23 protein-coding genes and 1 riboswitch are annotated in these 23820 nt (G+C 60.2%); of the genes, 17 read left to right on the top strand and 6 right to left on the bottom strand.

Annotated features, from left to right (window positions below):
- Positions 1–66: 66 nt before the first annotated feature.
- Complete coding sequence (locus FHX06_RS34485; protein ID WP_113212004.1) at positions 67–969, bottom strand: LysR family transcriptional regulator; 903 nt, start codon at positions 967–969, stop codon at positions 67–69.
- Between the two features lie 158 nt (positions 970–1127).
- On the opposite strand from FHX06_RS34485, the gene FHX06_RS34490 reads away from it, so the two are divergent.
- Positions 1128–1520 (top strand): hypothetical protein, encoded by a 393-nt coding sequence (locus FHX06_RS34490; protein WP_246715791.1) that lies wholly within the window; start codon positions 1128–1130, stop codon positions 1518–1520.
- A gap of 76 nt (positions 1521–1596) precedes the next feature.
- On the opposite strand, the gene FHX06_RS34495 is transcribed toward FHX06_RS34490, so the two are convergent.
- Both FHX06_RS34495 and FHX06_RS34500 read right to left on the bottom strand, forming a co-directional pair.
- Complete coding sequence (locus tag FHX06_RS34495; RefSeq protein ID WP_113212003.1) at positions 1597–3984, bottom strand: phosphoketolase; 2388 nt, start codon at positions 3982–3984, stop codon at positions 1597–1599.
- 68 nt (positions 3985–4052) lie between these two features.
- Positions 4053–5231: an acetate/propionate family kinase gene (locus tag FHX06_RS34500; protein ID WP_113212002.1), complete on the bottom strand. Its 1179-nt coding sequence runs from the start codon at positions 5229–5231 to the stop codon at positions 4053–4055.
- A 208-nt stretch (positions 5232–5439) separates the two neighbouring features.
- Here FHX06_RS34500 and FHX06_RS34505 point away from each other — a divergent pair, with 208 nt between their 5' ends.
- Positions 5440–7035: an inorganic phosphate transporter gene (locus tag FHX06_RS34505; protein WP_112546053.1), complete on the top strand. Its 1596-nt coding sequence runs from the start codon at positions 5440–5442 to the stop codon at positions 7033–7035.
- A gap of 12 nt (positions 7036–7047) precedes the next feature.
- On the opposite strand, the gene FHX06_RS34510 is transcribed toward FHX06_RS34505, so the two are convergent.
- The gene (locus tag FHX06_RS34510; RefSeq protein WP_113212001.1) at positions 7048–8619 is read right to left on the bottom strand and encodes a putative bifunctional diguanylate cyclase/phosphodiesterase; all 1572 of its coding nucleotides are present in this window, start codon (positions 8617–8619) and stop codon (positions 7048–7050) included.
- A gap of 235 nt (positions 8620–8854) precedes the next feature.
- Between FHX06_RS34510 and FHX06_RS34515 the strand changes: the two genes are divergently transcribed.
- The 4 genes from FHX06_RS34515 (at position 8855) to FHX06_RS34530 (ending at position 11551) form a co-directional block, all read left to right on the top strand.
- Complete coding sequence (locus FHX06_RS34515) at positions 8855–9097, top strand: DUF6894 family protein (protein WP_113204204.1); 243 nt, start codon at positions 8855–8857, stop codon at positions 9095–9097.
- Between the two features lie 60 nt (positions 9098–9157).
- Positions 9158–9508 carry a hypothetical protein gene (locus FHX06_RS34520; protein WP_112546050.1) on the top strand — a complete coding sequence of 117 codons (351 nt, stop codon included), beginning with the start codon at positions 9158–9160 and terminating at the stop codon, positions 9506–9508.
- Between the two features lie 112 nt (positions 9509–9620).
- Positions 9621–11114 carry a sensor histidine kinase gene (locus FHX06_RS34525; RefSeq protein ID WP_246715793.1) on the top strand — a complete coding sequence of 498 codons (1494 nt, stop codon included), beginning with the start codon at positions 9621–9623 and terminating at the stop codon, positions 11112–11114.
- Positions 11111–11551: a response regulator gene (locus FHX06_RS34530; protein WP_112546049.1), complete on the top strand. Its 441-nt coding sequence runs from the start codon at positions 11111–11113 to the stop codon at positions 11549–11551. Before FHX06_RS34525 ends, FHX06_RS34530 begins: the two co-directional genes overlap by 4 nt.
- A 279-nt stretch (positions 11552–11830) precedes the next feature.
- Here the strand turns inward: FHX06_RS34530 and FHX06_RS34535 are convergent, their stop codons facing one another.
- Positions 11831–12376, bottom strand: a complete 546-nt coding sequence (locus FHX06_RS34535; RefSeq protein WP_113212027.1) for a histidine phosphatase family protein — start codon at positions 12374–12376, stop codon at positions 11831–11833.
- A 106-nt stretch (positions 12377–12482) separates the two neighbouring features.
- Positions 12483–12557: riboswitch (cobalamin riboswitch) on the top strand.
- A gap of 50 nt (positions 12558–12607) precedes the next feature.
- Between FHX06_RS34535 and FHX06_RS34540 the strand changes: the two genes are divergently transcribed.
- From FHX06_RS34540 to FHX06_RS34550, 3 genes are all read left to right on the top strand, one after another.
- Entirely contained in the window at positions 12608–12817 is a 210-nt protein-coding gene (locus FHX06_RS34540; RefSeq protein ID WP_112546048.1) for a CbtB-domain containing protein, read from the top strand.
- Between the two features lie 117 nt (positions 12818–12934).
- Entirely contained in the window at positions 12935–13669 is a 735-nt protein-coding gene (locus FHX06_RS34545) for a CbtA family protein (protein ID WP_183882551.1), read from the top strand.
- A 73-nt stretch (positions 13670–13742) separates the two neighbouring features.
- Positions 13743–14348 carry a hypothetical protein gene (locus FHX06_RS34550; RefSeq protein WP_183882552.1) on the top strand — a complete coding sequence of 202 codons (606 nt, stop codon included), beginning with the start codon at positions 13743–13745 and terminating at the stop codon, positions 14346–14348.
- On the opposite strand, the gene FHX06_RS34555 is transcribed toward FHX06_RS34550, so the two are convergent.
- The gene (locus FHX06_RS34555; RefSeq protein ID WP_113117455.1) at positions 14333–14995 is read right to left on the bottom strand and encodes a sulfite oxidase-like oxidoreductase; all 663 of its coding nucleotides are present in this window, start codon (positions 14993–14995) and stop codon (positions 14333–14335) included. The two genes, FHX06_RS34550 and FHX06_RS34555, sit on opposite strands and share 16 nt — an antisense overlap.
- A gap of 65 nt (positions 14996–15060) precedes the next feature.
- Between FHX06_RS34555 and FHX06_RS34560 the strand changes: the two genes are divergently transcribed.
- From FHX06_RS34560 to FHX06_RS34595, 8 genes are all read left to right on the top strand, one after another.
- Positions 15061–16980, top strand: coding sequence for an ATP-binding protein (locus FHX06_RS34560; RefSeq protein ID WP_409564451.1), 1920 nt, complete (start codon positions 15061–15063; stop codon positions 16978–16980).
- Positions 16977–18332, top strand: coding sequence for a sigma-54-dependent transcriptional regulator (locus tag FHX06_RS34565; protein ID WP_112546044.1), 1356 nt, complete (start codon positions 16977–16979; stop codon positions 18330–18332). The genes FHX06_RS34560 and FHX06_RS34565 overlap by 4 nt, the downstream gene beginning before the upstream one ends.
- A gap of 121 nt (positions 18333–18453) precedes the next feature.
- Positions 18454–18777 (top strand): ArsR/SmtB family transcription factor, encoded by a 324-nt coding sequence (locus FHX06_RS34570; RefSeq protein ID WP_183882554.1) that lies wholly within the window; start codon positions 18454–18456, stop codon positions 18775–18777.
- Positions 18778–18833: 56 nt separating this feature from the next.
- The gene (locus FHX06_RS34575; protein WP_113117457.1) at positions 18834–19280 is read left to right on the top strand and encodes an SRPBCC family protein; all 447 of its coding nucleotides are present in this window, start codon (positions 18834–18836) and stop codon (positions 19278–19280) included.
- Positions 19281–19486: 206 nt separating this feature from the next.
- Positions 19487–20470, top strand: coding sequence for a tripartite tricarboxylate transporter substrate-binding protein (locus FHX06_RS34580; RefSeq protein WP_113117458.1), 984 nt, complete (start codon positions 19487–19489; stop codon positions 20468–20470).
- A 100-nt stretch (positions 20471–20570) separates the two neighbouring features.
- Entirely contained in the window at positions 20571–21032 is a 462-nt protein-coding gene (locus tag FHX06_RS34585; protein WP_112546041.1) for a tripartite tricarboxylate transporter TctB family protein, read from the top strand.
- 9 nt (positions 21033–21041) lie between these two features.
- Positions 21042–22547, top strand: a complete 1506-nt coding sequence (locus FHX06_RS34590) for a tripartite tricarboxylate transporter permease (protein ID WP_112972094.1) — start codon at positions 21042–21044, stop codon at positions 22545–22547.
- A 92-nt stretch (positions 22548–22639) separates the two neighbouring features.
- Entirely contained in the window at positions 22640–23815 is a 1176-nt protein-coding gene (locus FHX06_RS34595; protein ID WP_183882556.1) for a M20 aminoacylase family protein, read from the top strand.
- Positions 23816–23820: the final 5 nt, after the last annotated feature.

Genomic DNA, 23820 nt, shown 5'->3' on the forward strand with positions numbered 1-23820 from the left:
AGCTTAGGTCGCGGCAGGTGCGGAATATGGGGCAGAAGGTTGTCACCAACTTTCGAGGTCGCGCATCTAACGGCTGATAACTTCGAGGCAGAATTCGATAAAAGCGTTGACCTTGGCCGGCACGTGATGCCGGGATGGGTGGACGGCATAAAGCGGGAAAGTCTCGCCCGGCCAGTCCGGATAGAGTTCGACAAGGCGTCCCTCTGCAAGCAGATCCTTGACGCTGAGGGCGAGAACCTGGGCGATGCCGGCGCCCGCGAGGCAGGCATCAAGCATGGTGCCGGCATCACTCATCAGAAGCGGACCACGGGCGTCGAGCGGCACGATCTTCTTGCCCCTGTGCAGTTCCCAGCCGAAGGTTCGGCCCGTCAGCGGATCGCGAAACTGAATGCAGAGGTGACCGGCGATTTCGGCAGGTGTCTTCGGCGTGCCGTGTTCAGCGAGATAGGCAGGGGTTGCGACCGTCAATACACGGGTTTCCATCAGCTTGCGGGCGATGCGCGAGGAACTCGCCTGCTGGCCGAAGCGAACGGCGAGATCGATACCGTCGGCGACAAGATCGCTCATCAGGTCGCGGGTTATCAATTCGAGTTCCAGCGCCGGATAGCGGGTCATAAACTGCTTCAGGTGTGGCGCCAGCACCATGCGGGAAAAGATTGGATCGACGTCGACACGCAGGCGCCCGCGGACGGTCGACAAGGCGCCGGAGGCACGTGTGGCGGCTTCCTCGATGCCATCCAGATGCGGAGCGACCTGTTCGTAGAAGCGTGCGCCTTCGTCCGTCAGTCTCACCGAGCGGGTGGTGCGGTCGAGCAGGCGCACACCGACACGTGCCTCCAGCCTCGATATCGCGCGGCTGACGCCGGAGGCCGAAAGGCCGAGCGCGTCCGCCGCCTTGACGAAGCTGCCACTTTCGACCACCGCGGCAAGCGTGCTGACACCGGAAAGAAGGCGGCCGTCGAATGCCATGGATCACTCCTGATTTGACGTCATGGATGATGTTGGGCAGGTGCCGGCCAGTCAAGAAAACAAATGTCTATCGCGGGCCGCTCGGATCGAGAAAACCGGCTCGATGGAACAACTTCCCGCCGATTTGGTTTCTACGTTACAGATTGGAGGATCAAGAGATGACCCAATATGGAGACGAAAAGAACCGAATTGTGGATGAGAACACCGGCATGCCACTCGGGCAGGCTTCCTATGAAGAGGAAAAAACGCTTGCCGATGAGCGGCGTAGCGTCTCGCTCTGGGGCGTGCTCGCCGCCGGCATTCTGGTCATTCTGATTGCTGCGGCAAGTTTTGCCATCTGGCCAGGTTCGACCAATGAACCGGCTTCGACCGCATCGACGACCCAGGACCCGATCAACGCACAGCCCTCGGGCCAGGGCACGTTCGACAATAATCCGGCAACCGGCTCCATCAAGCCGCCGGAAGCCACAGACCGCGATCCGACACCTGACGGCAGCGGCGGTGGTCCGACGGGCGTGACGACGCCGAGCGGTACGCAGAACGGACAGTAAATTGTGATCTTGCTCAACGGCTGGGGAAGGGCTGCGCGGTTTCCGCGCGGCCCTCTTCATATCCGCTGACCTCGTCTCAGGCTGCGGGCCATTTCCAGTTGCGCACGTCGGGCATGTCCTCACCATATTCCCGGACATAGGCATGGTGCTCGACGAGCTTGGCTCGCAGGCTCTCCAGCGCTTCTGGCACTTTCTCCTTCAGGCCCGGCACACGTTCGATCGCCTCGATGGCAAGGTGGAAGCGGTCAAGTTCGTTGAGCACCGTCATGTCGAACGGCGTGGTGGTCGTGCCTTCCTCGATGAAACCGCGCACATGGATATTGCGATGGTTGGTGCGCTTATAGGTCAGCCGATGGATGAGATAGGGATAACCGTGATAGGCGAAGATCACCGGCCTGTCCGACGTAAAGATCGCGTCGAAGGCTTCGTCCGTCAGGCCGTGTGGATGCTGATCCTTTGATTGCAGAGCGAGCAGGTCTACGACGTTGATGGTGCGGATCTTAAGCTCCGGAATATGCTGGTGCAGCAGATCGACGGCGGCGAGCGTCTCCATGGTCGGGACGTCGCCGGCGCAGGCCATGATGACGTCGGGCGCCACCGTATCGTCTTCATGACTTGCCCAATCCCAGATGCCGATGCCGGTCTCGCAGTGTTTTACCGCCTCGTCCATCGTCAGCCATTGTGGCTCCGGCTGCTTGCCAGCGACGATGACGTTGATGCGGTCATAGGTTTTCAGGCAATGGTCGCCGACCCAGAGCAGGGTGTTGGCATCCGGCGGCAGGTAGATACGGACGATGTCGGCCTTCTTGTTGGCGACGAGGTCGACGAAGCCGGGGTCCTGATGCGAAAAGCCGTTGTGATCCTGCCTCCAGACATGGGAGGTCAGCAGATAGTTCAGCGAGGAAATCGGCTTCCTCCACTCCAGTTCGCGGGTGACCTTCAGCCATTTGGCGTGCTGGTTGAACATGGAATCTATGATGTGGATGAAGGCCTCGTAGCAGGAGAACAGGCCGTGCCGGCCGGTCAGCAGGTAGCCCTCCAGCCATCCCTGGCAAAGATGCTCGCTCAGCACTTCCATGACACGGCCGTCCCTGGAGAGGCTGACGTCATAAGGTTCGATTTCTTCCATCCATACACGATCGGTGACTTCGAAGACGCTGCCGAGGCGGTTCGATTCCGTTTCGTCAGGGCCGAAGATGCGGAAATTCGCATTGGCTTCGTTGAGTTTCAGCGTGTCACGCAGGTAGTGTCCGAGGATTTCGGTGGATTGCACCATGCTATCACCGCGCTTTTCCACTTTTACTTCATAGGCGCGGATATCGGGAGCATTCAGTTCCTTGCGCAGAATACCGCCATTGGCGTGCGGGTTGGCGCCCATGCGACGCTGGCCTGACGGGGCGAGTGCCCGCAATTCCGGCTTCAGTCTACCGGAAGTATCGAAGAGGTCTTCCGGATGATAGCTGCGCATCCAGTCTTCGAGGATTTTCCGGTGCCCGTCGTCGTCGCGGCAATTGGAGACCGGCACCTGATGGGCGCGCCAGAAACCTTCGACCTTCTTACCGTCCACCTCTTTCGGTCCGGTCCAGCCCTTGGGGCTGCGCAGTACGATCATCGGCCAGCGCGGGCAGGCCTGTGGCGCCTTACCGTCACGGGCTTGTTTCTGAATGGCGCGGATACGATCGAAGACTTTCTCGAAGGTTGCCGCCATCTGCTGATGCATCTTTGCAGGCTCATGGCCTTCGACGAAGAAGGGCTCATAGCCATAGCCCTCGAACAAATGTGCCAGGTCATCGTCACTCGCACGGCCGAGGATGGTCGGGTTGGCAATCTTGTAGCCGTTCAGGTGCAGGATCGGCAGAACAGCGCCGTCGCGGGCAGGATTCAGGAATTTGTTGGAGTGCCAGCTTGCGGCAAGCGGGCCGGTTTCGGCCTCACCGTCACCGATAACGCAGGCGACGACCAGATCGGGATTATCGAAGGCGGCGCCATACGCGTGAACGAGTGCATAACCGAGTTCGCCGCCCTCATGAATGGAGCCCGGCGTTTCCGGTGCTGCGTGGCTCGGGATGCCGCCGGGGAAGGAGAACTGACGGAAGAGCTTGCGCATGCCATCCTCGGTCTCGGCGATATGGGGATAGATCTCGCTGTAGATGCCTTCGAGATAGGTATTGGCGACCATGCCCGGTCCGCCGTGACCGGGGCCGCACATATAGATGATGTCGAGATCGCGGGCGCAGATAACGCGGTTCAGATGTGCATAGATGAAATTGAGACCTGGCGTCGTACCCCAGTGGCCGAGCAGGCGGGGCTTGATATGCCCTGGTTCCAGGGGCTGGCGCAGGAGAGGATTGGAGAGGAGATAGATCTGCCCGACCGAGAGATAATTGGCTGCGCGCCAGTAGCGGTCGATGAGAGCGAGTTCGGCGTCGGACAGAACTGCTGGAGTCGAGACATGCTTTTCCATGGATTCTCCCATTTAAACTTGTTCAACGTCAATTCTAGCTGCTAGCGCCCGCGTGCCTTTGATCTGGATCAGCCGGAGCGAACTATTGCGAGCGCCTCCTGTGCGATGATCTGTTCCTCGTCCGTGGGAATGACATGCGCCGTTATGCGGCTTGCGGGTGTCGTGATTGTGAAGCCGTTGGCAGCGTTTGCCTTGTCATCAACCGTAGCGCCGAGCCAGGCGAGACGCTGGAGGACGGCGGCGCGAATCTGGGGCTGGTGCTCGCCGATGCCGGCGGTAAAGACGATGGCGTCGAGCCCGCCGAGCGTCACAGACATGCGGCCGATTTCGCCGGCGATGCGCAACGTGAAAAGGTCGAGCGCCTCTCGGGCCTCTGGACGGCCGTCCTCGAGAAGATCGCGCGTATCGGCATTGATGCCGGAGACGCCGAGCAGACCGGCGCGATGATAGAGCATATCCTCCACCTGATCGGCAGACAGCTTCTTCTGCTGCAGGAGATACAGGATCACGCCGGGGTCGAGCCAGCCGGGCCGTGTCGCCATCGGAATGCCGTCGAGCGTCGAAAAGCCCATGCTGCAGTCGCGGCTGACACCTTTTTCCAATGCGCAGAGGCTTGCACCGCTGCCGAGATGGGCGGCGGCGATCCTCGGCTTGGTCGACAACCTGCGGCTCACTTCACCGGCAATGAACTTGTAGGAGAGACCGTGAAAACCGTAGCGCTTGATGCCTTCCTCATGAAGTGCACGAGGGATGGCGAAGCGGCGGACGAGATCGGCCTGAGTGGCGTGAAAAGCGGTATCGAAGGAGGCCGTCTGGGCAAGATGCGGCCTCAAGTGCCTGAGCGCGCGAATGAAGCGTAGCGCCTGCGGCTGGTGAAGGGGAGCGAGCGGGATCAGTGCGTCGATCGCGTCGATTGCGGCATCGTCGAGCGATATCGCTTCGGTAAAGCGGTCGCCGCCATGGACGACGCGGTGGCCTGCCGCACGGACAGCGGCGATATCGAAGTGGTCCGCCAACAGCTCGAACGTCTCGTCGATGACGGAATGCAGATCGTCGGTCAGCGCGGCTTTCAGGGGCATGTCGAAAGTCTTCGGGCCTTCGGTCAGGCTGAAGGCCAGCGGCGCGGCGCGAAAATCGATTACGCCCTTGCCGATCCGCCGCACCCTCGCATCCTCGATGGCGAAAATGCCGATCTTCACCGTCGAGGAGCCGGCATTGAATGTCAGGAGAAGATCGGTTGACGGCATGTTGTTGATGCTCCCCGGCAAGCGTGACGTTGAGCGAACTTAGCGTCATTGCGCCGAGTGGGAAGCCTTTTGCCTTCCGGGCAGGCGATTTTCGGTTGTCGATTTCGGGCCAGACCAGGACCAAGCGCGGATCGCCGCGTCATGAGAGTTTCACGCTACGGATTTATTAACAAATGGCAAATTTGCAAATGGAACAAGGAACTATGCCATGGCCGATATTGCCCCCAGCCATAGCGACGCTTCCCATCCGCTGCATCACTCGAACTCCTCCGGCAAATGGTTTCTGCCGGTGTTCGGGCTCGTTGTTGTTTGCGGTCTCGGATATGTCGCCTATGCCCTCGCCCGTGATCTGACTGCCGCAGTTGCCGTTCCCTGGTTACTTCTCGGCCTTGCGCTGTTGATCGCGCTCGGCTTCGAGTTCGTCAACGGTTTTCACGATACTGCGAATGCGGTGGCAACCGTCATCTACACGCGCTCCATGCCGGCGGAGTTTGCCGTCATCTGGTCGGGTTTCTTCAATTTCCTCGGCGTTCTGACGTCGACCGGCGCCGTCGCTTTCGGCATTCTGGCGTTGCTGCCGGTCGAGCTTATCCTGCAGGTCGGTTCCGGGTCCGGTCTTGCGATGGTCTTTGCACTGTTGATCGCGGCGATCCTCTGGAACCTCGGCACCTGGTATCTCGGCCTGCCGTCATCGAGTTCGCACACGCTGGTCGGCTCGATCATCGGCGTCGGCCTCGCCAACCAGTTCCTGGCGCCGGCAGGGTCCGCTACCAGTGGTGTGGACTGGTCGCAGGCGACGAATATCGGTCTGTCGCTGCTGATCTCGCCGGTCATCGGCTTCGGTCTCTCCGCCATTCTGCTGCTGGTCCTGAAATTCCTCGTTCGCAAGCCCGAACTCTATCAGGAGCCGAAGGGCAACCAGCCGCCGCCGTTGTGGATTCGCGCCATCCTGATCTTCACCTGCACGGGCGTCAGCTTCGCCCACGGCTCGAATGACGGCCAGAAGGGCATGGGCCTCATCATGCTCATCCTCATCGGTCTCGTGCCGACCGCCTTCGCGCTGAACCGCACGCCTGACGTCAACTATCTCGAAGCCTACAAGTCGGCTTCGGCACAGGTGGAAACGGCACTGGGCAAGTATGTGAAGCCGGGTGTGACTGTTGGCGATTACAAGGCCGAGATCAGCAATGCCGTCAAGAACAAGGTCTGGACGGATGCGACCACGCCGGCGCTGCAGGAATATATCCATCAGACAAGCGCTGAAGTGGCTGCCTTCCCGACGCTGGAAGCCGTTCCGACAAATCTTGTCGGCAACATCCGCAACGATATCTATCTGATCGGCGAGGCGCTGAAGCTCATCGACAAGCAGAAGCTGCTGCCGATGGACGCGACCGATCTGAAGGCGGTCACCGCCTATCATGCCTCGGTCGACAATGCGACGAAGTTCATTCCGCTGTGGGTGAAGGTCGCGGTGGCGCTGGCTCTCGGCCTTGGCACGATGGTCGGCTGGAAGCGCATCGTCGTCACCGTTGGCGAAAAGATCGGCAAGACGCATCTAACCTACGGACAGGGTGCTGCTGCGGAAGTCGTCGCCATGGTGACGATCGCCTCGGCGGACCATCTCGGCCTGCCGGTTTCGACCACGCATGTGCTGTCGTCGGGCGTTGCCGGCACGATGGCTGCGAATGGGTCGGGCCTGCAATGGTCGACCGTGCGCAATATGATCATGGCCTGGGTGCTGACGCTGCCGGCCTCGATCGCGATCGCCTTCCTGCTGTTCGTGATCCTGCGTCAGGTCTTCTAGGTCTGAGCCTGGTCAAGCCGTAGAGGCCAGACCAGCATTTTGACTTTCGATAAAGATGCCCGCCTCTGCGGCGGGCATCGCCTTGCCGAAGAGATAGCCCTGGCCGATATCGCAGCCGAGCTGCAGCAGATACGCGAGCTGGACGTGCTCCTCGATGCCTTCCGCCGTCGTCTTGATGTTGAGGCTCCTGCCGAGTGCGAGCATGGCACGGACGATCTTGTCCTGCTTTTCGTCCTCGCGGCAGGTTGCGATGAAGCTCTTGTCGATCTTGATTTTGTCGAAGCGGTAGCGGGCGAGCTGCGCGAGGCTCGAATAGCCCGTGCCGAAGTCGTCGAGTGCGATCTGCACACCTGCCTCGTGCAGTTCATCGAGAATATGCGCAGCGATCGCCGGATCCTGGATCAGCGCGTTTTCGGTAATTTCCACCTCGAGCCGTTTCGCCGGCAGACGACTTGCCGTCAGCACCTTGAGAATGCGCGAGGTAAGCAGCTTGTCTTCCATCTGCACCGGCGAAACATTGAAGGACAGCCTGACGTGGTCCGGCCAGTCCAGCGCATCGTGGCATGCCTGGGTCAGGAGGTTTTCGAACAGTTCGGTGATCATGCCGGTTTCTTCGGCAATGCCAATGAAGACAGGCGGCGGGATGTTCATGCCGTCTTCATCGGTCCACCGCGCAAGCGCCTCGAAGCCGCAGAGCCTGCCGCTTCTAAGGTCGATCAGCGGCTGGTAATGGATCTTGATGGCCTTGCTTTGAATGGCTCCGCGCAGTTTTGTTTCCAGCGATGCGCGTTCCGTCACCCTGTCCTGCATGGATGGTTCAAAGATCAGATTGTGATTGGGGCCGCGCGATTTCGCCTCGTACATGGCAAGATCGGCGCGATGGGCAGCATCCTCCAAAGGTTCGGCGCCCTCGTTCCAGCGATCGTAGCCGACGCTGGCACCGACCTCGACAGCAAAGCCATCGATCAGGATCGGGCGGGTAACCGCCTGGATGAGCACTTTGGCGAACCATTCCTCGCGGGCTGCTGTAAGGCCGAGGGCAATGATGATGAATTCATCGCCGCCGAAACGATAGACGCAATCGGCATTGCCAAGTGCACAAATGCGCTTGGACACTTCCACCAGCAAGACGTCGCCGCCCTTATGGCCGACAAGATCGTTGACCTTCTTGAAGCCGTCGAGGTCGACGGAGAAGATCGTGACATTGCTGCTGGATTCTTCGGGAATATTGCCCTGTGTGTCTGAGAGCTTCGGCAAAATCTTGCGCTCGAAGGCGTAACGGTTCGGAAGCTTCGTCAGATGATCATGGGTGGCCGTCCAGTCGGCGCGCGCCTGGGCGGCATCGCGAAGCTGCATCTCCTTGCGAAGGTCGGCGATGCGCAACACGGAATAGATGAAGCTCATTCCGCCGGCGATGCCGAGAGCGAGCACAAACTTGTCTGCGCCGTAATTTTCGAAACGGCTCATGAAGGTGACGAGCCAGCTATCGACATCAAGCAGGGCACCCGAAATCCACAGCGCCGCACCAAGCGCCATGATCGTCAGGCATTGCCTTCCCGCCCTGCTCCTGAAGAACTCCAGCATCCGTTTCTCCATCTCCACCCGGGGCCGGAAATATCATCAAATTCTGAAATGTTTATTGAAACCTGAAGGCGAATTGTCGGGGCTCTGCCAGCAAACGACGGCGAATCCGCGGACAATGAGGCTATATTTCGTGCCGGGAAACGGCTTTCGAGATACGAAGCCGGGTGCCAAATTTACTGCTTGTTGAAACCTTTGACCACTTGCCGCTTTATGCTTTCGCAACGGATGCAAGCGGATGTCTCTCTTCTATTTCAAGACTATAGACAATGACGGCACGGTTCCCGGTGACCTGCCGTTCGAATTTGCCGACCTATTCGCCGCCGTGGAGGAGGCAAAGCATGTGCTGGCGGAAATGGCGCTCGACGGCTTGCCGCAATGGCCGGGCGGATCGCTGGGCATCGAAGTGCAGAACGGCGACCGCTCTCCGATCGTGCGGCTGCGGCTGGAGCTGAAAGTCGACTACATCCGGTCGCCCTGAACGGAACCAATGTTGCTTCCAAGCCGTTGACCGGGACCATCCACGAGAGAGGACAATCTCATGCAACTTGTCGGCACTCAAGTCATACCCGCCTATGGCGGCAAGGGCGGTTTCACGGTCGAGTTCGTGGGCGACGGCGGCGAGGTCGTCTCCGTGCAGATCAAGAACGACCGCGGGCAGCAATTGAACCGGCTGAACGCGGTTGAAAAGGCGAGGGAAGTGATGAGCCGTTTTGCTACGGCGGAGATCCGCGACGAGGACACTCGCCCCAGCGTGCTCCGGACTGCCCGTGCGGCGGGTGATCAGGGAACGATGGAAGAGCAGCTTGACGAAGGGCTGGAAGGCACATTCCCCGCCAGCGATCCAGTCTCGGTCACCAACACCGCAATCCCCAAGGGCAGCAAGCACTGATCTGCCAATTCATGGCCGCACCGGCAGAAGGCGCCCTGTGATCATCAGCTTGATCGCAGGGCGTTTTTCGGTCACAGGTACTTTAGAACCAGAAGCTCAAAGATCGCTCTTCATGCCCTCCTCAAATGCCCCTTTCGTGCGCTCCGCGCTGATCATGCTTGCGCTCGGTGTGTTGATCCTGACGTTGATTGTCGGGACCTCGCTCTGGCTTGTTCGTGAAAACAGCGTCTATTCCGATGAGGTGGCGCAGATACGTCAGGTGCGCAGCGCGGCCGCCGATCTGCTGTCGACGCTGCAGGACGCCGAGACCGGCCAGCGCGGCTTTCTGCTGACGCTGGACCGGAAATACCTCGATCCCTACAATGCAGCGATTGAAAGTCTCTCGGAGCGGCGCCAGCGGTTGCGGGACGCCACCAATGATGCCTTGCGCTACAGCGGAAGCATGGCTTCTCTTGATAATGCGATCGACGCCAAGCTCAAGGAGCTTTCATCGACCATTACGCTCGCCTCGCAAGGGCAGATGGCGGATGCACTTGCCATCGTCCGCGGCGATGCCGGCAATGCAGCAATGGCGGTGGCACGCTCGACGCTCACCGGTCTCATCGCTTCGACAGACGATCGGCTGCGGGTTGTCGTTACGGAACAATTGAATGGGGCCGCCAATCTGCAATGGGTCACGGTTGGCGGCGCAATTGCCATTGTCATCGTCGTCGGTGGCGCCATCCTCATCATCGTCCAGCACGTGCGAGAACTTTCGCGGGCGCAGAGGGAGCTCGAAGTGCTCAATGTCGGGCTGGAAGAGCGCGTGAGCGAGCGCACCGAAGATCTTATGCGGGCGAACCAGGAAATCCAGCGTTTCGCTTATATCGTCACGCACGATCTCCGCGCGCCGCTCGTCAACATCATGGGCTTTCTGAGCGAACTGGAAACCAGCCTGAAGGCGGTAACCGCTTATGTTGTTGCAGATGACAGAGCGCCGAGCGAAGAGGAAATCAGGGAGGCGCGGCTTGCGGTGCAAGAAGACCTACCGGAGGCAATGAATTTCATTCGCTCCTCCACGCGCAAGATGGACTCGCTGATCAATGCCATCCTGAAGATTTCGCGAGACGGCCGGCGCAAGCTTGCTCCGGAGCGCATCGATCTCAAAGCGTCGCTCGAAACGGCGGCCGCGAGCGTCCAGCATCAGATCGCCGCTTCCGATGGAACGGTGGAAATCGACGTGCGCGTGCCTTCGCTTGTGACGGACCGCTTCTCGCTCGACCAGATTTTCGGCAATATCTTCGACAACGCAGTAAAATATCGTTCGCCGGCCCGGCCGCTCGATTTGCGGGTGAGGGTAGTGCCGGCAGGCAAAGGGCGTGTCCAGGTCGACATCGAAGACAATGGCCGCGGTATTGGAAAGGCGGATCTGGAGCGGGTATTCGAGCTTTTCCGACGCGCCGGCGAGCAGGACCAGGCGGGTGAGGGCATCGGGCTTGCCTATGTGCGCTCGTTAATACGAAATTTGGGAGGCGATGTTACGGTCGATTCGGCCGAAGGTGTCGGAAGTACATTTACACTCGTACTGCCGGCTGACCTCAGCACGATTATAAAGGCAGAAACATGAAAGCTACCGGCAAAGAAGTCACCATCGTCATGATCGAGGACGATGAGGGGCATGCCCGTCTCATCGAGAAGAACGTGCGCCGCGCAGGCGTCAACAACGAGATCGTGCCGTTTACCAACGGCACCAGCGCTCTCGATTTCATTCTTGGAGCGGATCGCAGCGGCGAAGTGAGCCGCGACCGCTATCTTCTCGTTCTACTTGACCTGAACCTGCCGGATATGTCGGGCATCGATATTCTCGAGAAGATCAAGGGCAACGAGCATACCAAGCGTCTGCCGGTGGTGATCCTGACGACGACCGACGATGAGCGTGAAATCCAGCGCTGCTACGATCTCGGCGCCAATGTCTACATTACCAAGCCGGTCGATTACGACAATTTCGCTCACGCGATCCGCCAACTCGGCCTGTTCTTCGCGGTCATCCAGATCCCGCAATAAACCGGCAAAGAGAAAGGCGAGCAGCCTTAGCACGCTCGCCTTTGACGTACTCTGACAGTTCAGGCGACATTGATCAGCAATGGTACGCTGATCATGATGCCGACGAGAACGGCGACAACAGTTGCGACACGCACGATGCGAATACGCCGCGTGCGTTCCCCACTCCAGTCATAGGTCATTTTTCGTCTCCTCGGGGAAGGACGTAGAGCCCGGAACTCCGGGTTCAACATGTATGACTGTGTTTGCTTGTGTAAGGCTGGACTAATTTACGAGGATTGTTCAGAAACGCAGTGACCAGCGGCGACCGTCATGCGTCATGCGCACCATGCCGAGCGGCTGGACATCGATGGTCCAGAAGGAGGCGAAGGGCGCCTTCAGCACGTCCAGGATCGCAGCGCGGATAACGGTTGCGTGGGTGACCGCAACGACATGGCCGCCGAGCGGCATTTCCTCGTTCATCCAGCCGGCTACGCGCTTGCAAAGCTGTTCCAGGCTCTCACCCTCATGAGGAGAAGCTTCCGGATCGGACATCCAGAGAGCAAGGTTTTCCGGTTCTTCGGAGTGAAGGCTCATGAGCGGCTTGCCGGTCCAGCGTCCGTAGTCGCAATCCCTGAGCGAAGGGGCACGGGTCGCGTCGAAGCCCAGCATCTGCGCCGTCTGCAGGGCGCGCAGCGCCGGGCTCGCGAATACCCTGTCCGCTCGCCCAGGCGCCGGCAACATGGCCTCGCTCAGCGCCTGTTCCTCCAGCGGTTCATCCGTTGGAAACGAAGCGGTGCGATTTGCCGCCGTGGCACCGTGGCAGATCCATGTGAGGCGGGTGGTCACGTTGCTCGGCGCCCTCCGGATATAGGGCGGGATGGCCGCCGCCCGCATATGAAGTTTCGTTGACAGTATCTTTGACGAACAGATATAACCGTGACGTTGCGGGTTTGGAAGCCGGTGAAAGTCCGGCGCGGTCGCGCCACTGTGACCAGCGTGTCGAAATTCTTCGCGTTGGAAGTCAGACCTTACCGCACGCAAGATCTTCGACTGAACGCGTCATTCCAGGAGGAATACATGTCTGATACCACTTTTGCGCCCGTCGCAGCCCCCGCACCGATTCCGCTTGGCCAGATCATGCCCTGGGCGATCTTCGGCGGCCTGCTGATGTTGATTGCCATCTATTTCGTCGGCACCGAAGAGGGTGCGATGGCGCTCTTCAACGGCATGTATGTGCATGAATTCGTTCATGATGCTCGCCACCTTCTCGGCTTCCCCTGCCACTAAAGCGCGTCGCGATCTTCCGGATCCGCCCGATACGTTATAGATTTTTGTTTTCTTGCATGTCGTCATCGCAAAGCCGATGAACGCTTTTGCGCGACATGCTTTAGGGGAGTGTCTCACATGGTTGGAAATCTTCTGCTTCGCGGCATGATCGCGGGCGCGATTGCCGGCATCCTCATTTTCGCCTTTGCGCGCCTCTTCGGCGAACCGCTCGTCGATGCGGCGATTGCCTTCGAAGAAGCGACGGCGCAGGCTGCCGGTACGGCCGCCGAGCCTGAAATCGTCAGCCGCGCCATCCAGGCAGGGCCTGGGCTTCTTGTCGGCGTCATGGCCTATGGCATTGCCGTCGGCGGGCTGTTTGCGCTTGTCTTCGCCTTCGTGCATGGCCGCTTCAGCAGCCTCTCGGCACGCGGCACGTCAGCCGTTATCGCCGCAGCTGCTTTCGTCGCCATCGTTATCGTTCCGGCCATCAAATATCCGGCCAATCCGCCGGCCGTCGGTAGCTCGGATACGATCGGCGTGCGCACCGAGCTGTTCTTCCTGATGATCGTCGTTTCGATCGCTTCGCTGGTCGCGGCCGTCGCAATTGCCCGCAGTCTGGCGGCACGTTACGGCTCATGGAATGGGGCGATCGTTGCGGGTGTTCTCTTCGTCGTCTTCATCGGTCTGGTCGAATATCTGCTGCCGCCAATCAATGAAGTACCGGAGAATTTCTCGGCGACGGTTCTATGGCGCTTCCGCATGACCACGCTCGGCATGCATATGATCCTCTGGTTGGTGCTCGGTCTTGCTTTCGGCGCGCTGGCTGAGAAGCGTCTCGGAGCGAAGAGCGGGTTGCGCCCCGCCTATCGATAAGGTGCGGTAGAGGGGGCTTGCTGCTCCCTCTTTCCTCGCGAGCCAGCGGCTTGTGCTCGGAGTTGGACCCTTTATGAAGAACGTGTTGCGCGCCTTTTGTTTCGGCCTTGCCATGCTCACTGCGGGCGGTGCATTCGCGCATGGCCCCAGTGCCGAGGGCAGCCCTTCCGGCCTGCCGGTGCCCGAGATCTCGCATGGCGAGATGGCGGTTATCTCCGGCTATCGCAGCCGTATCATGGATCTCGCCTCACGGGCGGTGGATACAAGCGAGCCATTTCGGCGTGTGCTGAACTATGCGGAAATCCAGTATTCCTACTGTCTCTGGGGCCGGATGCCGGGCAGCGTTACGGATGAGGAAAGCCCGTTCAACGAATGTGCCCATGCCTACCTGGCAGCGACCAAGGCGGTGCTGCTCGCCATGCGCGGCATGCCCCAGCAGGCTATGGCGGCTGGTGAAATCGCGTCGGCTGTCGATGTCGATATGGTCCAGCGCGGGCTCTCGCTCGTGACCTGCCGGTTCAGTGGCGAGGGTTTCAACACGGCCGATGTCGTGCGCCCGCGCTGGAGCGAAATTCCACTTCATCCGGCGAGCATGGCCTCGCTCACCGGATTTGCAATGATCCTCGTCGCGGGGTTCTTTGTTCTGAGACGGCTTCTTCGGGTTCAGTCATCGGAATAGCGCTGCTCGCGCCACGGATCACCATACATATGGTAGCCGTTCTTTTCCCAGAAGCCGGCCTTGTCTGCTGGCAGCAGATCGATGCGGCGCAGCCATTTGGCGCTTTTCCAGAAATAGAGATGCGGCACGACGAGACGCATCGGTCCGCCGTGGTCACGGGTAAGTGGCTGACCCTCCCATGATGTGGCGAGAATGGCATCCTCGGCGGCGAAATCGGAAAGCGGCAGGTTGGTCGTATAGCCGTCGTAGCTTGTCAGCATGACGTAACCTGCTTCCGCCTTCGGCATTGCGAGATCGAGCAGGTCCCGGGTCGAAACACCCTTCCACTTGTTGTCGTAGCGCGACCATGTCGTCACACAATGGATGTCGGAGACCATCGTGCTTTGTTCCAGTTTCTGGAAGGCGGCCCAGGAAAGGTCGAGCGGCGTTTCGACCAGTCCGCGAACTTCCAGCTTCCAGCTATCGACGGAAACGATCGGCTGCTGGCCGAGGTCAAGCACCGGCCAGTTCTTGACCAGATGCTGGCCCGGCGGCAGGCGCTCCGTTTCCGGGCGGCTGATACGGCCGGTCAGAAATTTTCCCTCCGCAGCCCAGCGGCGTTTGGAGGTGGTGAGCTTGCTGTCTTCGGGAATCTGGTCGTCGCTCATGGCGGTCTCCTTGCGGCGCGGCAATCAGACATGCGCACCTGACATGTGTCAACTTTCGGCACCTCTTGGAAATCTCCACCGCGCTCATTACAGTTGAAGCCGCCGGGTTATGCCTCCACGGGGAGCGGAGGCTGAAAGGGAGGAGCGAGACCCTGTCTTCGCGCTATCGTATCATTGCGGCGCTTTGCGCCGCACCCCTACTGATTTTCGCTTTCTTCTATTATGGGAGCGCCGTCGCCACGCGCGCCTATATGGGTGAAGCCTCGGCACAGGCGGGTACGGCGCTCCGGCTCGCTGTCTCGGCACTGAGTGGACATCTCAGCCGTTACGAAGCCTTGCCGGCACTGATTGCCGACCACGACGATATCAAGGAGCTGGTGAGCCGGCCGGACGACCGTCCTCTGCGGGACAACGCCAATCTCTACCTCAAGGAAATCAACGGGCTGCTGAAATCCTCCGATATCTACGTGGTGCGACCGGATGGGGAGACGATTGCCGCCAGCAATTATGATGGCCCGGGCAGTTTCGTCGGCGAGAATTTCAGCTACCGTCCCTATTTCCAGGAGGCGATCGGCGGGCATCAGGCCCGTTTCTATGCCCTTGGTACAACCTCGCTGAAGCGCGGCTATTATTTCTCCTCGCCGATCCGGGTGGATGGCGAGATCCGCGGCGTCATCGTGTTCAAGGTTGATATCGACGTCATCGAATCCTCCTGGAGCGGCGGTGAATATCGCATCTTCGTCTCCGACCCCGAGGGCATCATCTTCATGTCCGATAGTCCGGACTGGCTCTATGGGGCGATCCTGCCGCTGAGTTCGGATCGGGTGGCACGCACCGAGGCCTCGCGGCGCTATGCCAATGCGCGGCTCGTCGAACTGCCGGTTATCCGCCATCGATTCGAAGAGCATGATCTGATGACGTTGGCGAGCGATCGCGGTCAAAGCGAATATCTCGTTCTTTCGCACTACATGCCGGCTGAAGACTGGACTGTAAACGTGCTCATGGACACGAGTTCCATCCGTGCGCAGGCCCGAACCGCACTCGTTGTCATCTTCCTCATTCTCTGCATTGCTGCTCTGACATTTGCCATTCTTCGGCAGCGCCGGATGCGTCTTGCAGAGCGGCTACAGCTGCAGGCCGAGGCGCGAAACCAGCTGGAACGGCGTGTCGAGGAACGCACGGCGGATCTTGCCCGCGTCAACAGCCGCATCGAGGAAGAGATTGCCGAGCGACGCCTGACCGAGCAGCAGTTGCGCCAGACACAGGCTGACCTCATCCAGGCTGGAAAGCTTGCCGGCCTCGGTCAGATGTCGGCGGCGCTTTCGCATGAGTTCAACCAGCCGCTCGCCGCCGCCAAGACCTATACGGACAGTGCCGCCGTGCTGCTGGAGCGCGGGCGCACGGAGGAGGCACAGGACAATATCCAGCGTATCGGCGGGCTGATCGACCGTATGGCTTCGATCAGCCGGCACCTGCGCAATTTTGCACGCAAACCCAATGAGAAGCTCGGCCCCGTGCCGCTCGACGAGGCGATCCGCGACACCCTGGAGATCATCGCCTGGCGGCTCAAGGCCGCGGATGCCGATCTGCGGCTGCATCTTGGAGCCCGGCCGCCAGTGGTCAAGGCCGGCTCGGTGCGTCTGCAGCAGGTGTTGGTCAACGTGATTTCGAATGCTGCGGATGCCGTCGAGGGGCTGGAAAACCGGTGCATTGAGGTTTCGGCTATCGAGGAGGCGGGCAGGGTGGTGTTGACCGTTCGCGATCATGGACCTGGTGTGCCGGCAGCGATTGCCGAGCGCATCTTCGATCCGTTCTTCACGACCAAGGGCGTCGGCAAGGGGCTCGGCCTCGGGCTCTCCATCTCCTACAACATCATCAAGGATTTCGGTGGCAGCCTGACCGTCTCCAACCATCCGGAGGGCGGGGCCGTGTTTCGCATCGAGCTTTCGGCTGCGGCGGGCTCGATGCCGGAGGCGGCTGAATGAACGAACAGAAGATATTGCTCGTCGATGATGAGGAGGAGTTGCGCCGCTCGACGGCACAGGCACTGGAACTTTCGGGCTTCAACGTCGAAACCTTCTCCAATGCGGATCATGTGCTGGAACTCATCGGCTACAGTTTTCCCGGTGTCGTCGTGACCGATATCCGCATGCCGGGCATGGACGGCATGACGTTGATGCAGAAGATCCGTGAACTCGATACCGAGGTGCCCGTCATTCTCGTCACCGGCCACGGCGATGTGCAGCTTGCCGTGAAGGCGATGCGCGAGGGCGCCTATGACTTCATCGAGAAGCCGTTCACGCCGCAGATGCTCGCCGGCGTCATCCGCCGTGCCATGGAACGGCGTAGCCTCGTGCTGGAGAACCGGTTGCTTAAGGCCGTTGCCGGCAAGCGCGACGATATTGAGGCAAGGCTGCCGGGGCGAACGCAGATCATGGTCGATCTGCGCTACCGTATCCGTGCAATCGGGGCGAGTGACGCCGATACGCTTGTGGTCGGCGACACCGGTGTCGGCAAGGAAGTGGTGGCACGCGCGATGCACGATATCAGCGCACGGGCCAGTCGACCCTTTATCGCCATCAACTGTGCGGCACTTCCGGCAAACCTGATCGAAAGCGAGCTCTTCGGGCACGAGGCCGGTGCCTTTCCGGGGGCTGTGCGACCGCGTTACGGCAAGTTCGAGCATGGGCGGGGCGGCACCATCCTGCTTGACGAGATCGGCTCCATGCCGTTCGATCTGCAGGCGAAGTTCCTCCGCGTGCTGCAGGAGAGAATGATTTCCCGCCTCGGATCGAATGAAACCGTACCGCTCGACGTGCGGTTCATCGCCACAAGCAAGGTCGATCTTGAAGCGGAAGTCGCTTGCGGCCGATTCCGCGCCGATCTCCTCTACCGCCTGAATGTTGCGACCATTCATGTGCCGTCGCTTTCGCAACGCCGGGCCGATGTGCCGCTGCTCTTCATGCAACTCGTCAGGGAGGCGGCCGCGCGTTATGGCAAAGACGACATGGCCGTGCCGCCGGATGTGATTTCGGATGTCGCCCAGCGTGACTGGCCAGGCAATGTCCGTGAATTGCGCAACGCCGCTGACCGCTTTGTGCTCGGACTTGATGGCGGCGGCAGGCAGGCGGAAGCTGCGGGACTTGCCGAGCGTGTGGCGGAATTCGAGCGCGGCGTCATCGCCAGTGCACTTGTCGCGCATAACGGCAGCCTGAGGCCGGTCTATGAATCGCTCGGCATTTCGCGCAAGACGCTTTACGAGAAGATGCAGAAATACGGCCTCGACAAGAAGCTTCTGGCCAATGAGATGGCCGGCGAGATGCGCCGCGAGCTTTGATCCCTTACAGATTTGATGCTGATTGCGCCTGTGTAGGTGTCTCTCTCGACTCAGATCTTGACAGGCAACCATTTGGTTGCCTATAAGACTGCAATAGGCAACCAAATGGTTCCATATCTAGATGGATGAAGATGCGGTTTTTCGAGCTCTGGCGGATGGCAGCAGGCGACGGCTGCTGGATCGCCTGCATGCGCGCAACGGCCAGACGCTCGGCGAATTGTGCGAAGGGCTGGAGATGACGCGTCAGGCAGTGGCGAAGCATCTCGGCATTCTCGAAGAAGCAAATCTCGTCTCCACGCGCCGGCAGGGGCGCGAGAAGCTGCATTACATCAATCCGGTTCCGATCAACGAGATCGCGGACCGCTGGATCAGCAAATTCGAGCGCCGTGCATTAGAGGCGCTCTCCGATCTCAAGAAGAGCCTCGAAGGCAGCAAGGACGAATGAGACGTCCAGCCTGCCGGCGAGGTGTGACCAAGCCTTGGCCAAAAGGGAGTATCATCATGGCAGGCAGCGCATTCAACTACGTCACCTATATCCGCACCACACCGGATCAACTCTGGTCGGCCCTTACGACGACGGAATTCATGAAGAAATTCTGGCTCGGGGTGCAGTTCGAAACCGATTGGAAGGCCGGTTCTGCCTGGCAGATGCGCTATTCCGACGGAACTGTCACCGATACAGGCGAAATCCTTGAATTCGATCCGCCCAAGCGGCTCGTCCTGAAGTGGCATAACGAGTTCAGGCCGGAGCTCAAGGCAGAAGGATTTTCTGAATGTGTGATCGAACTCGAGCCGGTCGGTGAGGCGGTAAGGCTAACGCTGACGCATTCGATGCCGGTAGAGGGCTCCAAGTTCATCGGCGCGGTCTCTGGCGGGTGGCCACAAATTCTCTCCAACCTCAAATCGCTGCTCGAAACGGGCGAGGTCGTTCTGCCGCCGAACCGGTGAGCAGCGAGCGATGGGTGGATTTCCACCCATCGCTTTAATCATTTGTTTCCAAATCGACCCATGTTGCGGCGCACTGGCGCAAAATCCTCATTCCTTCCTGCGTGCGGCAATTGAAGGCGCAGCTTCACGGCCTGCAAATGGGTCATCCGGGCCGGTGCGGAGGATGCGCCGGCGGGACGAACCTATTTTCATCAGGGAGGAAAACGATGAAAATCCTGAAGGCCATGCTCGGCGCCACTGCCGCCGCTGCCGTTTCGCTTCTTTCGTATGCCGCTTCGGCCCAGACCTATCCTGAGCGCACAATCACCATGGTTGTCCCTTTCGCCGCCGGCGGCCCGACAGATACTGTTGCGCGCCTCGTTGCTGAATCCATGTCGAAGGATCTTGGCCAGCAGATCGTCGTCGAAAATGTCGGCGGCGCCGGTGGCACGCTCGGCGCCGGCCGCGTTGCCGATGCCGATCCCGATGGCTATACGATCCTGCTGCATCACATCGGCATGGCGACAAGCGCCACACTTTACCGCAAGCTTGCCTACGATACGCTTGGAGCGTTCGACTATGTCGGTCTCGTCACCGATGTTCCGATGACGATCGTTGCCCGCAAGGATTTCGAACCGGCCGATCTCAAGAGCCTGATCGATTATGTGAAGGCGAACAAGGACAAGGTCACCGTCGCCAATGCCGGTATCGGCGCCGCATCCCACCTTTGCGGCATGATGTTCATGAGTGCCATCCAGACGCCACTGACGACCGTTCCCTACAAGGGAACCGGCCCGGCGATGACCGATCTTCTCGGCGGCCAGGTCGATATCATGTGCGACCAGACGACCAATACGACGAAGCAGATCAAGGGCGGCACGATCAAGGCCTATGCCGTGACCTCGCCGGCTCGCCTCGATGTGCTCAAGGACATTCCGACCGCTGTCGAAGCCGGCCTGCCGGGCTTCGAAGTCGGCATCTGGCACGGCATCTATACGCCGAAGGGTACGCCGGCTGAAATCAACGAGCGCCTGTCGAAGTCGTTGCAGGTCGCGCTGAAGGATCCGAACGTCGCTGCCCGCTTCGCCGAACTCGGCACGGCTCCCTCTTCGGACGCCGAAGCAACGCCGGCTGCACTGAAGGCGAAGCTCGAGAGCGAAATCGCCCGCTGGAAGCCTGTCATCGAAGCAGCCGGCGAATACGCGGACTGAGCCTGACTGCGACATTCGCACCCTCCTCCCGGCCGGGAGGAGGGTGTTTGCGCAGTCCGATATCAGCGGCGACGCTCCATCTCCAACACCAGGAGACACTATGAAATCCCTCAGTTTCGACACCACCAATGTCATCTGCGGCGCATTGCTCGCCGCAACCGGTGCCTTCTTTGCCTATCAGTCGCTGGACCTCGATCTCGGTACGGCGTTGCGCATGGGCCCGGGTTATTTCCCACTTGTTCTCTCGGGCATTCTCGTCCTGCTCGGCCTTGTCATTCTCGTTCAGGCCGTGCGGGTTCAGGGTGAGCCGATCGAACCATTCGCCTGGCGCGGTATGCTCTTCATCCTGCCGGCACCGGTCTTCTTCGGATTGACGGTGCGTGGGCTCGGTTTTGCTCCGGCAATTTTCCTGACGGCCTTCATCGCTTGCTTTGCGTCCAGTCGCATGAATGTGCTGTTAGCGCTGGTTCTTTCGCTGCTGCTGACGATCTTTTCGGTTGCGGTCTTCAGCTATGCGCTCGGGCTGCCTTTCGAACGTTTCGGCCCTTGGGTTCGGTTCTAGGAGGCGGGTATGGAACTTTTCAGCAATCTCGCTCTCGGCTTCTACACGGCGGCAAGCCCGGAAAATCTGCTTTTCTGCCTGATCGGTGTGCTGCTCGGCACGCTGATCGGCGTGCTCCCAGGCATTGGTGCGACGGCAACGATCGCCATGCTGCTGCCCATCACCTTCCAGCTTGAGCCGGTCTCCTCGCTCATCATGCTGGCCGGTATCTATTACGGTGCCCAATACGGCGGCTCGACGACGGCGATCCTCATCAACATGCCGGGCGAATCCTCTTCTGCCGTGACTGCCATCGATGGCTATCAGATGGCGCGGAAGGGCAGGGCCGGCGCGGCGCTCGCAATTGCCGCGCTCGGCTCCTTCTTCGCCGGCTCGGTCTCGACCTTTCTCGTGGCGGTTTTCGCGCCACCGCTGACCGCGATCGCGCTGCAATTCGGCTCGGCGGAATATTTCTCGCTGATGATCGTCGGCCTCGTTTCTTCCATCGCACTTGCGCATGGCTCGGTCGTCAAGGCGCTGGCGATGGTGGCGCTCGGGCTGCTGCTCGGTCTCGTTGGCACGGATATCTATACCGGCACGCCGCGCTTCACGCTCGGCATTCGCGAATATGCCGACGGACTGAACTTCGTGGCGCTTGCTGTCGGTGTCTTCGGCATTGCGGAAATCCTGCGCAATCTGGAAGGGGAGAAGACCCGCACCGTGCTGATGGCAAAAGTCTCGGGGCTGTTGCCATCCAAGGAAGAATTCAAGGAGATGATCGCGCCGATCATTCGCGGCACGGTGATCGGCTCGGCGCTTGGCATCCTGCCGGGTGGCGGGGCAATCCTCGCTTCTTTCGCTTCCTATACAGTTGAAAAGCGCGTTTCCAAGAAACCGGAGGAATTTGGTCACGGAGCGGTCGCCGGCGTCGCTGGGCCGGAATCGGCCAACAATGCGGGCGCGCAGACCTCGTTCATTCCGCTCTTGACGCTCGGCATTCCGGCAAACCCTGTCATGGCGCTGATGGTCGGTGCGATGATCATCCAGGGCATAGTGCCGGGACCGAATGTGGCGACGGAGCAGCCGGCGCTCTTCTGGGGCATCATCGCTTCCATGTGGATCGGCAACCTGATGCTCGTCATCCTCAACCTGCCGCTAATCGGCCTGTGGGTGAAGCTGTTGACGGTGCCTTACTACGTGCTCTTCCCCATCATCATGGCCTTCTGCTCGATCGGGGTCTACAGCGTCAATTCCAACGTCTACGACCTCTATGCCGTCGCCTTCTTCGGCCTCATCGGCTACGTGCTCGCAAAACTCCGCTGCGAGCCGGCGCCGTTGCTGCTCGGCTTCGTGCTCGGGCCGCTGCTCGAGGAAAACCTGCGGCGTGCCATGATCCTGTCGCGCGGCGACGCGACGACCTTCGTCACACGGCCGATCAGCGCTATCCTGCTGACGATTGCGGTGGCGGTGCTGATCATCGTCTTCCTGCCGAGCGTCAAGCGCAAGCGCGAAGAGGTCTTCGTCGAAGAGGCATGAGGGCTTGCGCTGACGGTCCGTTTGTTGAAAAAAGAACGATCTGATGCGGGCGCCGTCGGGCGCCCGTTTCGCTTGACAGGATATCCAGGCTCATGAGCATCCCCGCCCGGATCAGCAACGATCTGCCTTTTCTCACCACCCTTCGCCGCGATCTGCATGCCCATCCCGAGCTGGGATTCGAGGAGGAGCGCACCAGCGATATCGTTGCCAAGCTCCTCAAAGAGGCGGGCATCCAAGTGCACCGCGGCCTCGGTGGAACCGGTGTCGTCGGAACGCTGCAGATCGGCAATGGCACGCGCACGATCGGGCTGAGAGCAGACATGGATGCGCTCGCCATGCCGGAGACGTCAGATCGTCCCTACAAGTCGACCGTGCCGGGCAAGATGCATGCCTGCGGTCATGACGGGCATACGGTGATGCTGCTTGGTGCGGCACGGCATCTGGCTGAAACGCGCGGTTTTTCCGGTACTGTCCATTTCATCTTCCAACCGGCCGAAGAGGGCCGTGGCGGTGCGAAGCGCATGGTAGAGGAGGGGTTGTTCAAGCAGTTTCCCTGTGACGCCATCTATGGGCTGCACAATATGCCGGGGCTTGCCGTTGACGAAATTGCCGTTGTCGAGGGGCCGCAGCTTGCGTCTTCGGACAGCTGGCGCGTCCGCTTTCGTGGGACAGGCACCCATGGCGCAAAGCCGCATCTCGGTCGCGACCCGATTACCGCTGCCGGCACCTTCCTGTCGTCGCTACAAACCATCGTCGGGCGCGTCGTCGATCCGCTTCAGCCAGCGGTCGTCAGCGCCTGCTCGGTCCAGGCCGGCAACCCGAAGGCCTTGAACGTCATCCCCGACATTGTCGAGATCGGCGGGACGGCGCGGGCTTATGCGCCCGAAGTACGCGATCAGCTTGAGGTCGAAATCGGCCGTCTGGCGTGCGGCACAGCCGCCATGTTCGGCATTTTGGCAGACTATGAATTCGAACGCCGCATTCCGCCGGTCGTCAATGATGCGGATGCGGCGGCGCGAGCGCTTGGTGCTGCACAGGCAGTGTTCGGTGAAAAGGTGCGTACCAGCTTTCCGCCATCGACTGCCGGGGATGATTTCGCTTTCTTCGGACAAAATGCGCCCGGCTGTTATGTCTGGCTCGGCAACGGCCCGGCTGTCGATGGAGCGCTGCATCACAATACGGCCTACGACTTCAACGACGAGGCGCTGGGATATGGTGTGGCTTACTGGGTGTCACTGGTGGAGCGAGAGCTCAAGGCTGAGGCGTAGGTGCC

It is taken from the genome of Rhizobium sp. BK512 (assembly GCF_014194915.1).
Lineage (GTDB): Bacteria > Pseudomonadota > Alphaproteobacteria > Rhizobiales > Rhizobiaceae > Rhizobium.

Excerpts from the sequence above, each read along its gene's own strand:
- FHX06_RS34490 (WP_246715791.1), top strand. The coding sequence starts at position 1,128 with ATGACCCAATATGGAGACGAAAAGAACCGAATTGTGGATGAGAACACC.
- FHX06_RS34565 (WP_112546044.1), top strand. The coding sequence starts at position 16,977 with ATGAACGAACAGAAGATATTGCTCGTCGATGATGAGGAGGAGTTGCGC.
- FHX06_RS34590 (WP_112972094.1), top strand. The coding sequence starts at position 21,042 with ATGGAACTTTTCAGCAATCTCGCTCTCGGCTTCTACACGGCGGCAAGC.
- FHX06_RS34510 (WP_113212001.1), bottom strand. The coding sequence starts at position 8,619 with ATGCTGGAGTTCTTCAGGAGCAGGGCGGGAAGGCAATGCCTGACGATC.
- FHX06_RS34575 (WP_113117457.1), top strand. The coding sequence starts at position 18,834 with ATGGCAGGCAGCGCATTCAACTACGTCACCTATATCCGCACCACACCG.
- FHX06_RS34500 (WP_113212002.1), bottom strand. The coding sequence starts at position 5,231 with ATGCCGTCAACCGATCTTCTCCTGACATTCAATGCCGGCTCCTCGACG.
- FHX06_RS34580 (WP_113117458.1), top strand. The coding sequence starts at position 19,487 with ATGAAAATCCTGAAGGCCATGCTCGGCGCCACTGCCGCCGCTGCCGTT.
- FHX06_RS34555 (WP_113117455.1), bottom strand. The coding sequence starts at position 14,995 with ATGAGCGACGACCAGATTCCCGAAGACAGCAAGCTCACCACCTCCAAA.
- FHX06_RS34530 (WP_112546049.1), top strand. The coding sequence starts at position 11,111 with ATGAAAGCTACCGGCAAAGAAGTCACCATCGTCATGATCGAGGACGAT.
- FHX06_RS34505 (WP_112546053.1), top strand. The coding sequence starts at position 5,440 with ATGGCCGATATTGCCCCCAGCCATAGCGACGCTTCCCATCCGCTGCAT.
- FHX06_RS34595 (WP_183882556.1), top strand. The coding sequence starts at position 22,640 with ATGAGCATCCCCGCCCGGATCAGCAACGATCTGCCTTTTCTCACCACC.
- FHX06_RS34525 (WP_246715793.1), top strand. The coding sequence starts at position 9,621 with ATGCCCTCCTCAAATGCCCCTTTCGTGCGCTCCGCGCTGATCATGCTT.
- FHX06_RS34570 (WP_183882554.1), top strand. The coding sequence starts at position 18,454 with ATGGATGAAGATGCGGTTTTTCGAGCTCTGGCGGATGGCAGCAGGCGA.
- FHX06_RS34495 (WP_113212003.1), bottom strand. The coding sequence starts at position 3,984 with ATGGAAAAGCATGTCTCGACTCCAGCAGTTCTGTCCGACGCCGAACTC.
- FHX06_RS34585 (WP_112546041.1), top strand. The coding sequence starts at position 20,571 with ATGAAATCCCTCAGTTTCGACACCACCAATGTCATCTGCGGCGCATTG.
- FHX06_RS34545 (WP_183882551.1), top strand. The coding sequence starts at position 12,935 with ATGGTTGGAAATCTTCTGCTTCGCGGCATGATCGCGGGCGCGATTGCC.
- FHX06_RS34540 (WP_112546048.1), top strand. The coding sequence starts at position 12,608 with ATGTCTGATACCACTTTTGCGCCCGTCGCAGCCCCCGCACCGATTCCG.
- FHX06_RS34515 (WP_113204204.1), top strand. The coding sequence starts at position 8,855 with ATGTCTCTCTTCTATTTCAAGACTATAGACAATGACGGCACGGTTCCC.
- FHX06_RS34550 (WP_183882552.1), top strand. The coding sequence starts at position 13,743 with ATGAAGAACGTGTTGCGCGCCTTTTGTTTCGGCCTTGCCATGCTCACT.
- FHX06_RS34485 (WP_113212004.1), bottom strand. The coding sequence starts at position 969 with ATGGCATTCGACGGCCGCCTTCTTTCCGGTGTCAGCACGCTTGCCGCG.
- FHX06_RS34520 (WP_112546050.1), top strand. The coding sequence starts at position 9,158 with ATGCAACTTGTCGGCACTCAAGTCATACCCGCCTATGGCGGCAAGGGC.